General features: G+C 70.1%; 10 protein-coding genes and 1 pseudogene. 10 read left to right on the top strand and 1 reads right to left on the bottom strand.

Annotated features, from left to right (window positions below):
• Positions 1-784 precede the first annotated feature (784 nt).
• Positions 785-1,267: pseudogene (locus WMF39_RS26755) on the top strand (alcohol dehydrogenase); the annotation flags it as partial.
• Positions 1,268-1,447: 180 nt separating this feature from the next.
• A complete protein-coding gene (locus WMF39_RS26750) occupies positions 1,448-2,281 on the top strand; it encodes a hypothetical protein (protein WP_437739316.1) in 834 nt (277 codons plus the stop codon).
• A 117-nt stretch (positions 2,282-2,398) separates the two neighbouring features.
• Here the strand turns inward: WMF39_RS26750 and WMF39_RS26745 are convergent, their stop codons facing one another.
• Positions 2,399-4,000 carry a PAS domain-containing protein gene (locus WMF39_RS26745; RefSeq protein WP_437739315.1) on the bottom strand — a complete coding sequence of 534 codons (1,602 nt, stop codon included), beginning with the start codon at positions 3,998-4,000 and terminating at the stop codon, positions 2,399-2,401.
• 286 nt (positions 4,001-4,286) lie between these two features.
• Between WMF39_RS26745 and WMF39_RS26740 the strand changes: the two genes are divergently transcribed.
• The 8 genes from WMF39_RS26740 (at position 4,287) to WMF39_RS26705 (ending at position 12,507) form a co-directional block, all read left to right on the top strand.
• A complete protein-coding gene (locus WMF39_RS26740; RefSeq protein ID WP_437739314.1) occupies positions 4,287-4,460 on the top strand; it encodes a hypothetical protein in 174 nt (57 codons plus the stop codon).
• Positions 4,461-4,641: 181 nt separating this feature from the next.
• Positions 4,642-5,841 carry an MFS transporter gene (locus WMF39_RS26735; protein ID WP_437739313.1) on the top strand — a complete coding sequence of 400 codons (1,200 nt, stop codon included), beginning with the start codon at positions 4,642-4,644 and terminating at the stop codon, positions 5,839-5,841.
• A 216-nt stretch (positions 5,842-6,057) separates the two neighbouring features.
• Complete coding sequence (locus WMF39_RS26730) at positions 6,058-7,284, top strand: flavin-dependent oxidoreductase (RefSeq protein ID WP_437739312.1); 1,227 nt, start codon at positions 6,058-6,060, stop codon at positions 7,282-7,284.
• On the top strand, positions 7,281-7,727 hold the full coding sequence (locus WMF39_RS26725) for a DUF3237 family protein (protein ID WP_437739311.1): 447 nt from the start codon (positions 7,281-7,283) through the stop codon (positions 7,725-7,727). The genes WMF39_RS26730 and WMF39_RS26725 overlap by 4 nt, the downstream gene beginning before the upstream one ends.
• A gap of 414 nt (positions 7,728-8,141) precedes the next feature.
• Positions 8,142-9,098: a hypothetical protein gene (locus tag WMF39_RS26720; protein WP_437739310.1), complete on the top strand. Its 957-nt coding sequence runs from the start codon at positions 8,142-8,144 to the stop codon at positions 9,096-9,098.
• A gap of 120 nt (positions 9,099-9,218) precedes the next feature.
• Complete coding sequence (locus WMF39_RS26715; protein WP_437739309.1) at positions 9,219-10,196, top strand: fumarylacetoacetate hydrolase family protein; 978 nt, start codon at positions 9,219-9,221, stop codon at positions 10,194-10,196.
• A complete protein-coding gene (locus tag WMF39_RS26710; RefSeq protein ID WP_437739308.1) occupies positions 10,193-11,347 on the top strand; it encodes a 4-hydroxyphenylpyruvate dioxygenase family protein in 1,155 nt (384 codons plus the stop codon). Before WMF39_RS26715 ends, WMF39_RS26710 begins: the two co-directional genes overlap by 4 nt.
• A complete protein-coding gene (locus WMF39_RS26705) occupies positions 11,347-12,507 on the top strand; it encodes a homogentisate 1,2-dioxygenase (protein WP_437739307.1) in 1,161 nt (386 codons plus the stop codon). The genes WMF39_RS26710 and WMF39_RS26705 overlap by 1 nt, the downstream gene beginning before the upstream one ends.
• Positions 12,508-12,566 lie beyond the last annotated feature (59 nt).

Below are 12,566 nucleotides of genomic sequence, written 5' to 3'. Positions count from 1 at the left end.
CTGCTCCGAGCTCGCCCTTCGAGAGGAGTTGCAATCCGCATGGAACATCTCACCCGTTCCTGGCTCAAGCTCTCAAGAGCGCGGCATGGATGGCCCTCTCAGGCGGCCCGGATTTCAACATGACAGCGCCGCGCGTCAGGGGCGGCGAGAGGGAGACATCTCTGACAAAGCGATGCTATATCAACACATGAACCGCAGCTGTGATCGCTGCTGTACAAAGGTTGCTACTGGCCAGGACTGCGATTCCAGCCGCGGGCAATTTGATTGAGCTGACCGTTACTCGCATCCGCGACGACCGAGCGAATCGATGCCGACGTCGATCGGACATCAAGGTCTCGGCGCGCGTGGCGACCCCTCCAGCGGGGAAGCGAAAGGATACCCGCTGGCGCAGATTGTGAACGCTCACACGTGCAGTGTCAACTCCTATCGGAGGGACCGCGGGTATCCTCGAGCGCGACGGAGGGCACGGCTGGCGGGGCTCCTCCGGAGCGCCGGTCCGAGGGGCGAAGCTCGGCGTGCATTGCTATCGGAACGAGGCAGCCGTGCTGGACCTGCTCGAGACGATCCGCGAGAAGGGGTGGGAGATCCCGGCCCGTACAGCGGTCCCGCCGTGGACGGCGACACCCTCTTCGCCGGGGAGGCGATCTCCTGGGCTCACGCACACGACGGGGGGGCGCGGGCCGCAATGTACTCGGCGCGGAGCCATGCGCGCCCTCGTCCTGAGAGCCCCGAAGAGCCCGCTCGTGCTGGAGGATCGGCCCGCTCCGCGGCCTGGGCCCGGCGAGGTGCTGCTCGGGCCGCCCACTTCGTGGCGCAGGTCGCCCGCTTCGAGGGCCGGCGCGTCTTCGGGTTCGTCCGGCCGGGAGACGACGCTGCGCGCGCGTTCGCGCTGTCGATGGGGGCCGAGTGGGCGGGCGCCTCCTTCGACGCGCCCCCCGAGGAGCTCGACGCGGCGCTGATCTTCGCCCCGGCCGGCGAGCTGGTGCCGGCCGCGCTGCGCGCCGTACGCAAGGGCGGCGCCGTGGTCTGCGGGGGAATCCACATGAGCGACATCCCCTCGTTCCCTTCTTCGATCCTGTGGGGCGAGCGGGTGCTGCGGTCGGTGGCGAGCCTGACGCGCAGGGACGGCGAGGAGTTCCTCGCGCTCGCGCCGCGCGTGCCGGTGCGGACGGAGGTGAACGTCTATTCGCTGGCTGCGGCCAACGAGGCGCTCGACGATCTGCGGAACGGACGCATGTCCGGGGCAGCGGCGCTCGCGCCGCCGTGAACCAGCGCTCACCGGGCGCCGCGCCGTTCAGGGGCAGGAGGAGTCCCACGCTGTCTGGGGCGGCTCCGGTGAGCCGTCCGCGATGCGTGACTCAGGCGCGCCCTGGTGTTCGTTCCAACTTTGCCCGGATACGTGGTTAGTCCAACAAGTCAATTCCATGGAGGTTCATGAGGACATAAGATGATCAAGGGGGTGTTGTTCATGATGGTTCGAAGCGTGCTAGTTCTGTGTACTGCCATGGTGACGTCGCTGGCCGCTTGCGTGGGCGTGCCGGAGGGGGAGGACTACGATGTCGACGCCGCGGAGCAGGCGGTTGTCGTCGACAACGCGCTGACGTCGAACGCGCTGACGTCGAACGCGCTGACATCGAACGCGCTGACATCGAACGCGCTGACATCGAACGCGCTGACGTCGAACGCGCTGACGTCGAACGCGCTCACCAGGAGCGCGCTCCGGGATCCGCTCGCGCGCCAGCTGCTCAAGTACGTGGTGAGCTGCGCCCTGCCGAGGGGGGCGCACTTCGATATCGATGTCGACGGCGTGGTTTATGGATTCGATGGCGGGATCGGTCTTCACAAGAATTGGGGCGATACGGGCGGCTCCTGCGACAATGCGTGCAAGGCATGGGTGTCCGCGTGCGTACTATCCAGGGTCAATTACCTCGGGATCCCGACCCCCATCTCGATGAGAGGGAACAAATGCGAGCTGTCCTCCGACTCGGCGGAGCGGACGGCGTACGCGACGCGCGAAGGGGCATACTATGGCAATATCTTCGCCAATCCGCCTCTTTACTTTGCTTGCGTGTCACCCGAGCAGACCTCGATCCAGCGGGTGTGCGGGCCATCGCTGGACGACTGCGTCGTCAAAGTCGTCGGAAATTGCGGCGACACGTGCGACAAGCCGCGCAGCGATGGGAGCTTCGAGAACTGCCGCGATCACGCGCGAAGCGCGTCCGGTCAGTTCCCGAGCGGCACGATCGCCTACGACGGTTCGGTCACCATCTTCTTGCAGTAGAGGATGCAACGGCGGGCGCTCCCCAGGGTGATCCCCTTCAGCGGGAACGCGCCCGGCGCACCAAGCCGCGCTCCTTTCCTCGTCGCCCTCGCGGAGGACGGGAAACGCCTGCATCGCTCAGCGAAGGCCGGGCAGCGCGCGGAGGCAGACCTCGATGCCGGCGCGGAGGTTGCCGTGTGTGGTGACGCCGGAGAGGTCGACCCCGATGCCACACATGGATTGGGCGACGGCGGGCCCGATGCCGGTGAGGATGCCGCTCGCGCCGAGCAGGCGGATCGCGCGGACGATGCGGACGAGGTGGTCGGCCGTCGCGGCGTCGACGCTCTCGATGCCGGTGACGTCGATGATGGCGAAGCGAGCGCCTGTGCGCACGACCTCGTCGAGGAGCTTGCTGGTGACGTCGGCCGCGCGGGCGTCGTCGAGCGCGCCGATGAGGGGCACGGCGAGCACGCCCTGGGCGACCTGGAGGATGGGCGTGGACAGGGCGCGGATGAGCGCCTGCTGGCGCTGGATGACCGCGAGCTGACCGGCGATGGCGTGCTTCTGCCGCTCGAGCTCGGCGATGGTGGCGGTCATGTGCTCCTCGTGCTCCCGCTGCGCCGTGATGTCCGTTCCAATGGCGAGGATGTGCGCCGTGCCGTCCTGCTCGACGAGAGGCACCTTGACGACGGACATCCACCGCGTCTTGCTGTCCGGGCGCGTGACGGGGTGAACCCTCGAGACCGGCTGCATGCGCGCGAGCACCTCCCGGTCCATCTCGCCGATGACGGAGAGCTCGGCGTGGGAGCGCGGCAGATCGTCAACGGTCTTTCCCACCGCGCCCTCCACCGTGGTGTTGTACAGCTCGGCGTAGCTCTTGCTGACGAGCTTCATCTTGCCGTCCCGATCCTTGACCGTGACGACGATCGGGATGGTGTCGAGCACGAGGCGGATGAACTGCCGCTCGCGCTCGAGGGCGAGCTCTGCCTCCTTGAGCGCGGTGGTGTCGATCCGCAGGCCGACGAAGCTGCCGTCGGGGAGGCGCCCGCTCTTGAGGGTGATCCAGCGGTCCCCGAACCGCCGCACGAAGACGTCCCCGGGGCGGCGATGCTCCGCGAGGCGAGCGGCGACCCACTCCTCTTCGCCGAGGCCGCTGTGGAGGTGGATCCCGTGCCGGCAGCCCTCGCGGACGACATCTTCGAACGTATTGCCCATCTGAATGGCGGCGGCACATTCGGGGTAGAGCGATTTGTACGCCGCGTTGAAGAAGCGGAGCCGCTCCTCGGCATCGTAGATGACGAAGCCGACGTCGAGCGCCTCGACGGCCGCGCGCAGGCGCGCTCCTTGATCGCACGCCGCCCGCTCGGCCCGGCGTTGCTCGGTCACGTCGCGCAGCGCGAGGAGCACGGCGGCGCACGCGCCCGCAGGGTCGACGAGCGGGCTGAGGCTGCCTTCGGCGAGGACGGCGCGCTCGTTCGCGAGGTGGAGCGTGAAGTCGGGCGGCAGGGCGCGCGGGGCGCGATCGCGGAGCACCTGCTCGAGCAGCGCGCCGAGGGGCGCATCGGGCCGCAGGACCTCATCGACGGGCCTCCCCCGCGCCGCCGACCCGGGAGTGGAGGAGAGGCGCTCGGCGGCGGGGTTCAGCGCCAGGATCCGACCGCTTTCATCGAGCAAGAGCAGCGGGTCGACGCTGCAGGTGAAGGCGAGCGAGCAGAGATCAGCAGGAGCGTCGCTTGGCATCGGGAGGAGCGTAGATCAAGAGCTCCTCAGGGTGGCGGCCTCGGTGACCCCATGACGCATCCACAGGCAGCGGAGCCGCTGGTCGAGCTCAGCCCGGGCGCGGTTCCGTGAACCGCCGGACAACGGCCGCTGCCGGCGCTGCGCCACCTGGACCACCGCGCGCCGTGGCACGCGCGGCAGGCGTCCTGGCATTGCCCGCCCATGCACCCGCACACTGTGTGATTCGTCCCTCTGTTCCTTTCCTCGTCGCCGAGCTCGTCAGGTCACTTGCGCTGTTTTCCTCACCATGAAGGCCATCGGCCAGAGCGGGCTGTTGGCCGCGCGTCGGCGCAAGAGCGAGAGCGGATCGAGAGAGCACCGCTCCACGCTCTCGACGAGGATGCGCGTCAACGATCCTGCAGCCACCGCGCCCGCCTCCCGCCCCGACCCCCATCGCGGCAGCAAAAATCCTGTCGCCTGACAACGGCTCGCCTCGAGGCATAGGCGGGTATGCCTATGCCTCGAGCCCGAGGGCTCGGGTACGAAGTCGTTGCATCACCGGGTCCGTCACGCTCCACCAGCTACGTTCAAACACCGCATCGGTTCGGCTGCCGCCGGCTGCAACCATCCCGGGCAACGGGAACGAAACGGGAGGTTTCCTCATGGGCGCATCGCCCCCTCACGCGCCGCGCGGCGCCGTCACGCTGTCGCTGTGCTTCCTGATCGCGCTGCTGGAAGGGTTCGACATCCAGGCGGTCGGCGTGGCCGCCCCCCTGCTGATCCCCGCCCTGGGCCTGACGCCAGGGCAGGCGGGCGTCGTGTTCGGGGCCGGTATGGCCGGGCTGGTCTGCGGCGCGCTGGCCGGCGGCTGGATGGCCGACCGCATGGGCCGGAAGCCGCTGCTGATGCTGGCCGTCGGCGTTTTCGGCCTGTTCACGCTGGCCACCGTGGTGGCGGGAGGGCCGGTGTCGCTGGGCCTCTACCGGCTCCTGGCCGGGACAGGGCTGGGGGCGGCGATGCCCACCCTGGTGGCCGTCGCCCTGGAGATCGCCCCGCCCGACCGGCGGACCCGCACCACCACGTTGATGTTCAGCGGCATGCCGGCCGGCGGCGCGCTGGCGGCGCTGTTCGCGGCCGGCTTTCTGGCGCGGTTCGGCTGGCAGAGCATCTTCCTGGCCGGCGGCGTGCTGCCGCTGCTGCTGCTGCCGGTCATGGCGCGGCTGATGCCCGACAGCCGCACCGCAGCGGCCAGCGGCGCCCAGCCGCCGGGCGGGGGACAGGCGCTGTTCGGCGATGGCCGGCTGCTGGTCACGCTGCTGGCCTGGTTCACCTTCGGCCTGACGCTGCTGGTGCTGTATCTGCTGCTGAACTGGCTGCCGTCGCTGGTCGCCGCCAAGGGCCTGGGCGGAGTCGGGGGTGCTGGCGCCGCCTTCGCCTTCAATGTTGGCAGCGTCATCGGCTGCTGGGTCATCGGCATGCTGGTGGATCGGCTCGGGCCGCGCCTTCCCATCATCGCGGCCTATCCCGCCCTGGCCCTGTCGCTGTTCGGCCTGGCGGGGGCCGACAGCCTGCCGCCGGTGCTGGTGCTGGCCGGCCTGGCCGGCTTCTTCTTGCTGGGCGCGCAATATTCGCTCTATGGCGTCATCCCGCTCTATTACCCGGCGCGGGCGCGTGGGCTGGCCACCGGCGCCTCCATCGCCGCCGGCCGGCTGGGTTCCATCGGCGGGCCGCTGGTGGCGGGGCACCTGCTGGGGCAGGGCTGGGGTCCCGCGGGCGTGGCCATGGCCATGGTGCCAGTGGTCCTGTCGGCCGGGGTTGCCGCGGCGGTGATGACCATTCGTGGACGTTATGCCGGTGAGTGAGGAAAGGGCGGAGGCGATCCGCGCCCGGCCGCGCGCCGGGCGCCATCCGGGCGGCGGGGCCTTCGGCCTGCGCGGTCCCGAGGGGCGCCGCCCGCTGGATCGATCGAGAGGACTGGCTGCTGCTGGCGCTGGCGGTGCTGTTCGTCGCGCGCTTCGCCCGCTTGGCGGCGGCTTCAACGAGGTGCGGCGTCGAGCCGCATGTCTGCGGGAGGACTCATGCAGGTAATCGTCGCGGGCGCCGGGATCGGCGGCCTGGCCGCGGCTCTGGCGTTACACGCCTCGGGCCATGAGGTGACGGTGTTCGAGGCCGTGCCCACCATCCTGCCGCTCGGGGTCGGCATCAACCTCCTGCCCCACGCCGCCGAGGTGCTGGATGAGCTGGGCCTGGTCGAGGCCTTGATGGCCCACGGGGTGGCGACCCGCGAGCTTGTCTATTTCAACCGCTTCGGCCAGCGCATCTGGGGCGAGCCGCGCGGCCGCTTCGCGGGTCACGCCGCGCCGCAGATCTCCCTGCACCGCGGCGCCCTGCAAGGCGTGCTGTTCGACGCCGCCGTCGAGCGGCTGGGCACAGGCCGGGTGATCTGCGACCGGCGCCTCCTGGCCCACGAAGAGGGCGAGGGCCGCATCGTGGCGCGCTTCCTCAACCGCGAGGGCGTGGCCTGGACGGTTCCAGCCGATCTCCTGATCTGCGCCGACGGCATCCATTCGGCGGCGCGCGCCGGCCTCTATCCGGACGAGGGGCCGCCGGTCTATGGCGGCCGCATCCTGTGGCGGGCGACCAGCCTGGCGATGCCGTTCCTCACCGGCGCCAGCATGATCATGGCCGGGCATCAGGACCAGAAGTTCGTCGCTTATCCCATCTCCCCACCGGGGCCGGACGGCCGCCAGACGATCAACTGGATCGCCGAGCTCGCCATCGCCGAGAGCCTGCGACGGGAGGACTGGAACCGGCGGGGCGATCCCGCCGACTTCCTGCCCAGGTTCGAGGCCTGGCGCTTCGACTGGCTGGATGTGCCCGGCCTGATCCGGAACGCCGAGGCGATCTACGAGTTCCCGCTGGTCGACCGCGATCCGCTGCCTCGCTGGAGCCATGGGCGCATGACGCTGCTGGGGGACGCCGCCCATCCGATGTATCCGATCGGCTCCAACGGGGCGAGCCAGGCCATCCTGGACGCCCGCGCCCTGGTCCGCGCGCTCGCCGCCCATGCCGATCCCGTGGAAGCGCTGGCCGCTTACGAGGCCGAGCGCCTGCCCGCCACCGCCGCCATCGTCGCGGCCAATCGCGGCAACGGTCCGGAGCAGTGCATGCAGATCACCCAGGACCGCGCGCCCGACGGATTCGACCGTATCGAGGACGTCTTCGCCCCGGGCGAGCTGGAGGCCATCGCGGCCCGCTACAAGGTGCTGACCGGCCTGAAGCGCGCCTCGGAGCCCCGCGCGTGAGCCCTCCCCTCATCCCTCTGATGACGCTCGAGGTGGCGGTGGACCCGCCGGTCACCGTCACTCCGAGCTCGCCCGGCCGGCGCTTCATCCCGATTGTCGGCGGCACGGTGGCTGGCGGCCTCGAGGGGCGGGTGCTGCCGGGCGGCGACTGGCAGACGATCTGGGCCGACGGGCGGATGGACATCTCCGCCCATTACATCCTCGACATCGCCGGCCATGGGACAGTGGAGATCCTCTCCGAAGGCGTCCGCGCCGGGCCGCCGGAGGTGCTGGCGGCGCTCGGGCGCGGCGAGGCCGTGGACCCCGGGCTCTACTACTTCCGCACCGCCATCCGTATGCGCACCTCGGCGCCGGGGCTCCTGCGGCTGAACGCCGTGCTGGCCCTGTCCGTGGGCGAGCGGCTGGCCGACCGGGTGCGGCTCACGGTGTACGAGATCGGCTAGGGGGCGCGAGCGCGGCTGAGATCTTCAAGGCCTCGGATGGCCTGACACGGAGAACGCATGAGCACACAGACGAGAGCGGCGAGACGCCGGGGCGATGTCGGCGCAGGGTTCTTGGCCGTCATCCTCGGCATCACTTCCTTCCATCGCTCGGCACGGGCACAACCGCCGCCCGAGGCGCCGCCGGCGCCCACGGGCGAGGCTCCGCCGAATGCGGCCCCCGCTGCAGACGCAAGCGCGGCGCCAGCGCCTCCTGCGGAAGCCCACGCCGGCGCGCCGGCGCCGCAGAGCGCTGCCGGGCCTGATCCAGCTTCGACGGCACCGCCGGCGGAGAAGGAGCCATGGAAGAAGCCGATCAGCGTCGCGGCCTGGGCCCGCGTCGGAGGTCGCTTACAGAACCCCGGCGCGCGCGAGAAGATGGACCGGCTGCTCGGGGACGGAGAGCTGGATCTCTCGTTTTCAGGCGAGATCAACCGATTCATCGGCCTGCAGGGCGCGATCGTCGCTCAGTTCGGGCCGACCCCGACAGGGGGCAACATCACGGGCAGCGCGACCATCCGAGACGCCATCGCCAAGTTCCAGTTTCATGATCTGCTGAACGTCTGGATCGGTCGAATGATCGTGCCGTCGGATCGCTCTGCCTTCTCCGGGCCGTGGTCGATGGGGCCGTGGAACTATCCCGGATTCTTCGAGCCCTATGCGCCGCCGATCGGGCCGAGACAGGGGCCTTTCGGGCGCAACGATGGGGTGACCACCTGGGGCAAGGCGGCGGGCGGCCTGTTCAAGTATTACGTGGGGGCTTTCAACCTGCATGACTCTTCGGTGAGCCCGCTTTACACGGCGAGGCTCAACTTGAGCTTGCTCGACCCGGAGCCAGCCTATTACCAGAAGGCCACGTACCTCGGGGAGAAGAGCATCCTCGCGCTCGGCGTGGCAGGTGAGGTGCAGAAGGAAGGTTCTGTCGAATCGCTGCCGCCCCCTGCGACGGGCGAGCCCGCAGGCATCCCACGCAAGGACACCTACGGCGAGGTCAACGCCGACCTCCTGTTCGAGAAGAACCTCGGCGCGGCGGGCACCATCACGCTCGAGGGCGCATTCTACAAGTACTTCGGCGACTTCGAGAGGTTCGACTATTCTTATTTTGCGCTCGCGAGCTACCTCACGCCGAGCAACGTCGGCGTCGGGAAGTTGCAGCCTCTGGTCCGGCTGCAACAAGCGAAGCCGAAGAACGCCGACTCCTATCTGCTCATCGATGCCCAGATGGGCTACATCATCGAGGGCCACGCCGCGCGTGTCGCGCTCGGCTATCAAAGAAGCGATCTGTCGGGGGCGAAAGGGAACGCCCTGTTTCTCGGCGTCCAGCTGCAAAAGTGATCCCCAAGACGATGGGGTTTCGCGCCCACGATCCGCGGCATAGGCGCGTATGCCTATGCCGCGAGCCAGTGGGATCGGGTACGAAATCGTCGCAATCACCTCCATGGAGCTCGCACGCGCATGAGGCTCGCCTCTCTCCGCGGCCCCGGCCGCGATGGCACGCTCGTCGTCGTCCGTCGCGACGGCCTCGCCTACGCGCCCGCCGGCGCCGCCCTCCCCACGCTCCAGGCCGCGCTCGACGACTGGGAGCGCGCCGAGCCCGCGCTCCGCCGCATCGCCGACGATATCGAGCGTGGCGGCGCGGCGGTGACCCCGCTCGTCGTGGAAGATCTCGCCGCGCCGCTGCCCCGCGCGTACGAGTGGGTCGACGGCTCCGCGTACATCCACCACATCGTGCTGGTGCGCAAGGCGCGCGGCGCCGAGCCCCCCGAGACGCTGACGACCGATCCGCTTGTGTACCAGGGCGGCTCCGGCGTCCTCCTCGGCCCGACCGACGACATCGTCCTGCGCGACGAGGCCTGGGGCCTCGATTTCGAGGCCGAGGTCTGCGCCGTCCTCGGCGACACCCCGCAGGGCACGCGCCGTGAAGAGGCCCACCGGCACATCCGCCTCTTCCTGCTGGCCAACGACGTGACGCTGCGCAACCTCGTGCCCGCCGAGCTCGCGAAGGGGTTCGGGTTCTTCTGCTCCAAGCCCGCCACCGCGTTCTCGCCGTTCGCGATCACGCCCGACGAGCTCGGGGACGCGCTCCGCGACGGGCGCGTCCACCTGCGGCTCCGCTCGACCTACAACGGCGCGCTCATCGGTGATCCCGAGGCCGGCCCGGAGATGCACTTCTCGTTCTTCGAGCTCATCGAGCACATCGCCCGGACCCGCGGCTTCACGGCGGGGACGCTCCTCGGCAGCGGCACCGTCTCGAACCGGGATCCGGCGCGCGGCGTGTCGTGCCTGGCCGAGAAGCGCATGCTCGAGATCCTCGCGCGCGGCGCGGCCACGACGCCTTTCATGAAGCCAGGAGACACGATCATGATCGAGATGCTGAATCGCGCGGGAGAGAGCCTGTTCGGGCGCATCGCGCAGCGGGTGGTACCCGGATGAGCGCCAAGGTGGAGTCGATCGGCATCAAGCGCGTGGAGGCGCTGCACTACTACGTGCGCGACCTGGAGCGGAGCCGCAGGTTCTACACGGAGAAGCTCGATTTCCAGGAGATCGCCGCGAGCTCGCCGGAGCTCACCGCGGCGGCGGCGCAGCAGTCGGTCGTCTTCCAGGCCGGCGAGTGCGTCGTCGTCTGCTCGCAGCCGATCGGCGAGGGCGGGCGCGCGTGGCGCTACCTGCGCAAGCACCCCGACGGGGTGGGCACGGTCATCTTCGAGGTGGAGGACATCGACCGCGCCTTCCGGCTGCTCGACGGCCGCGGGGGCACGCCGATCGACGAGGTCCATCGGGTGACGGAGGCAGGCGGCACCTTCGCCTCGTTCTCGATCACGACGCCGTTCGGCGACACCACCTTTCGCTTCGTGGAGCGGCGCGGCTACCGGGCGCTGTTCCCCGGCTGCGTGGCCTACGACGCGCCGCGCGGCGGTGAGAACCGCTTCGGGATCGCCCGGTTCGATCACATCACCTCGAACTTCCAGACGATGGCGCCCGCCCTGCTCTGGATGGAGCACGTGCTCGGGCTCGAGCCGTTCTGGCAGATCGCGTTCCACACGAACGACGTCGCGAAGGACGCCACTCACGGCTCGGGCCTGCGCTCGGCCGTGATGTGGGACCCGGCCTCGGGCGTGAAGTTCGCGAACAACGAGCCTTACCGGCCGCACTTCAAGAGCTCGCAGATCAACGTCTTCAACGAGGAGCACCGCGGCGACGGGGTGCAGCACGTGGCGCTCGCCGTGGAGGACATCCTCACCGCCGTGCGCGCGATGCGCGGCCGGGGCGTGGAGTTCATGCCGACCCCGGCCGCCTATTACGACATGCTGCCCGAGCGCCTGCAGCGGCTCGGCATCGGGCAGATCGACGAGGACGCGGCGGCGCTGCGCGAGCTCGAGGTGCTCGTCGACGGCGACGGCGCGAGGTCGTACCTCCTCCAGATCTTCCTCAAGGAGTCGTCGGGCACGCACCGCGATCCCGACGCCGGGCCGTTCTTCTTCGAGCTCATCCAGCGCAAGGGGGATCGCGGCTTCGGCGCCGGCAATTTCCGGGCGCTGTTCGAGAGCATCGAGCGGCAGCAGAAGGCAGGGGGGCACGGCTGATGCTCGATCGCGTCGTCGCCGGGATCGTCCCGCCCAAGCACCACATCGCCCTGCGCAGCGAGGCGGGGGATCTCCGCTACGAGGAGTGCCTGACGCGGGCGGGCTTCGACGGCCCCTACACGATCGCCTACCACGAGCGCCGGCCGCACGAGCACCGGGTCGCGGAGGCCGCGCACGGCTTCACGCTGCCGGTCGCCGCGCCGGCGCGCCCGCTGGCGAAGCGGCACTACCGGTCGCAGGATCTGCCGCGGCGGGGCGGGCCCGCCGTCGACTGCCGCGTGCCGCTGCTCTTCAACGACGACGTGGTGATCGGGCTCGTCCAGCCGGACGCGGCCGATCCGGTGTACTTCGCGAACGCGGACGCCGACGAGCTGTTCTTCATCTTCCACGGGGGCGGCGTCCTGCGCACGATGCTCGGCGATCTCCGCTTCGAGCAGGACGACTACGTCGTCATCCCGAAGGGGCTCTTCTACCGCTTCCTCCCGGACGCCGCGCCCCAGCGGTGGCTCTCGATCGAGGCCGCTGACATCCACCTCCCGCGCAAGTGGCGCAACGAGGTCGGCCAGCTGCGGATGGACGCGCCGTACTCGCACCGTGATTTCCGGCGGCCCACGTTCGTCGGCCCCCTCGACGAGGGCGTCCGCGCGCTCGTCGTGAAGCGCGGCGGCGCCTTCCACGGCTTCGCCCTCGAGCGCTCGCCGCTCGACGTCGTCGGCTGGGACGGGGCGGTGTACCCGTTCGCGTTCCCGATCCAGCGCTTCCAGGCGCGCGTCGGGCTCGTGCACCTGCCTCCGGACTGGCACGGGACGTTCGCCGCGCGCGGCGCCCTCGTCTGCAGCTTCGTGCCGCGCCCGACCGACTTCCACCCGGAGGCGATCCCCTGTCCGTACCCCCACGCGTCGGTCGATTGCGACGAGTTTCTGTTCTATTGCCGCGGCAACTTCACCTCGCGCCGCGGCGTCGGCCCCGGCAGCATCTCGCACCATCCGGCCGGCGTCCCGCACGGGCCGCACCCAGGCGCGTACGAGGCGAGCCTCGGGGCCCGCGAGACGAGCGAGCTCGCGGTCATGCTCGACACGATCCGCCCGCTCTCGGCCACCGCGGCCGCGCTCGCGGTCGAGGACCCGGGCTACCAGGACAGCTTCATCGCGGGCCCCTAGCGGGGTCAGGCGCTCGGCCGACGATCGTCTCGTTGGATTCCAGCGCGCGCCGGACGCCG

The organism is Sorangium sp. So ce1504, assembly GCF_051521635.1.
Taxonomy (GTDB): Bacteria; Myxococcota_A; Polyangia; order Polyangiales; family Polyangiaceae; genus Sorangium; species Sorangium cellulosum_B.
The sequence above is the reverse complement of the archived record's forward strand: the minus strand, read 5'-3'. Positions and strand labels throughout refer to the sequence as shown.

Bases quoted from the DNA above. Each gene is read 5' to 3' on its own strand.
- WMF39_RS26710 (WP_437739308.1), top strand. From the start codon at position 10,193: ATGAGCGCCAAGGTGGAGTCGATCGGCATCAAGCGCGTGGAGGCGCTG.
- WMF39_RS26705 (WP_437739307.1), top strand. From the start codon at position 11,347: ATGCTCGATCGCGTCGTCGCCGGGATCGTCCCGCCCAAGCACCACATC.
- WMF39_RS26730 (WP_437739312.1), top strand. From the start codon at position 6,058: ATGCAGGTAATCGTCGCGGGCGCCGGGATCGGCGGCCTGGCCGCGGCT.
- WMF39_RS26720 (WP_437739310.1), top strand. From the start codon at position 8,142: ATGGACCGGCTGCTCGGGGACGGAGAGCTGGATCTCTCGTTTTCAGGC.
- WMF39_RS26715 (WP_437739309.1), top strand. From the start codon at position 9,219: ATGAGGCTCGCCTCTCTCCGCGGCCCCGGCCGCGATGGCACGCTCGTC.
- WMF39_RS26750 (WP_437739316.1), top strand. From the start codon at position 1,448: ATGATCAAGGGGGTGTTGTTCATGATGGTTCGAAGCGTGCTAGTTCTG.
- WMF39_RS26740 (WP_437739314.1), top strand. From the start codon at position 4,287: ATGAAGGCCATCGGCCAGAGCGGGCTGTTGGCCGCGCGTCGGCGCAAG.
- WMF39_RS26735 (WP_437739313.1), top strand. From the start codon at position 4,642: ATGGGCGCATCGCCCCCTCACGCGCCGCGCGGCGCCGTCACGCTGTCG.
- WMF39_RS26745 (WP_437739315.1), bottom strand. From the start codon at position 4,000: ATGCCAAGCGACGCTCCTGCTGATCTCTGCTCGCTCGCCTTCACCTGC.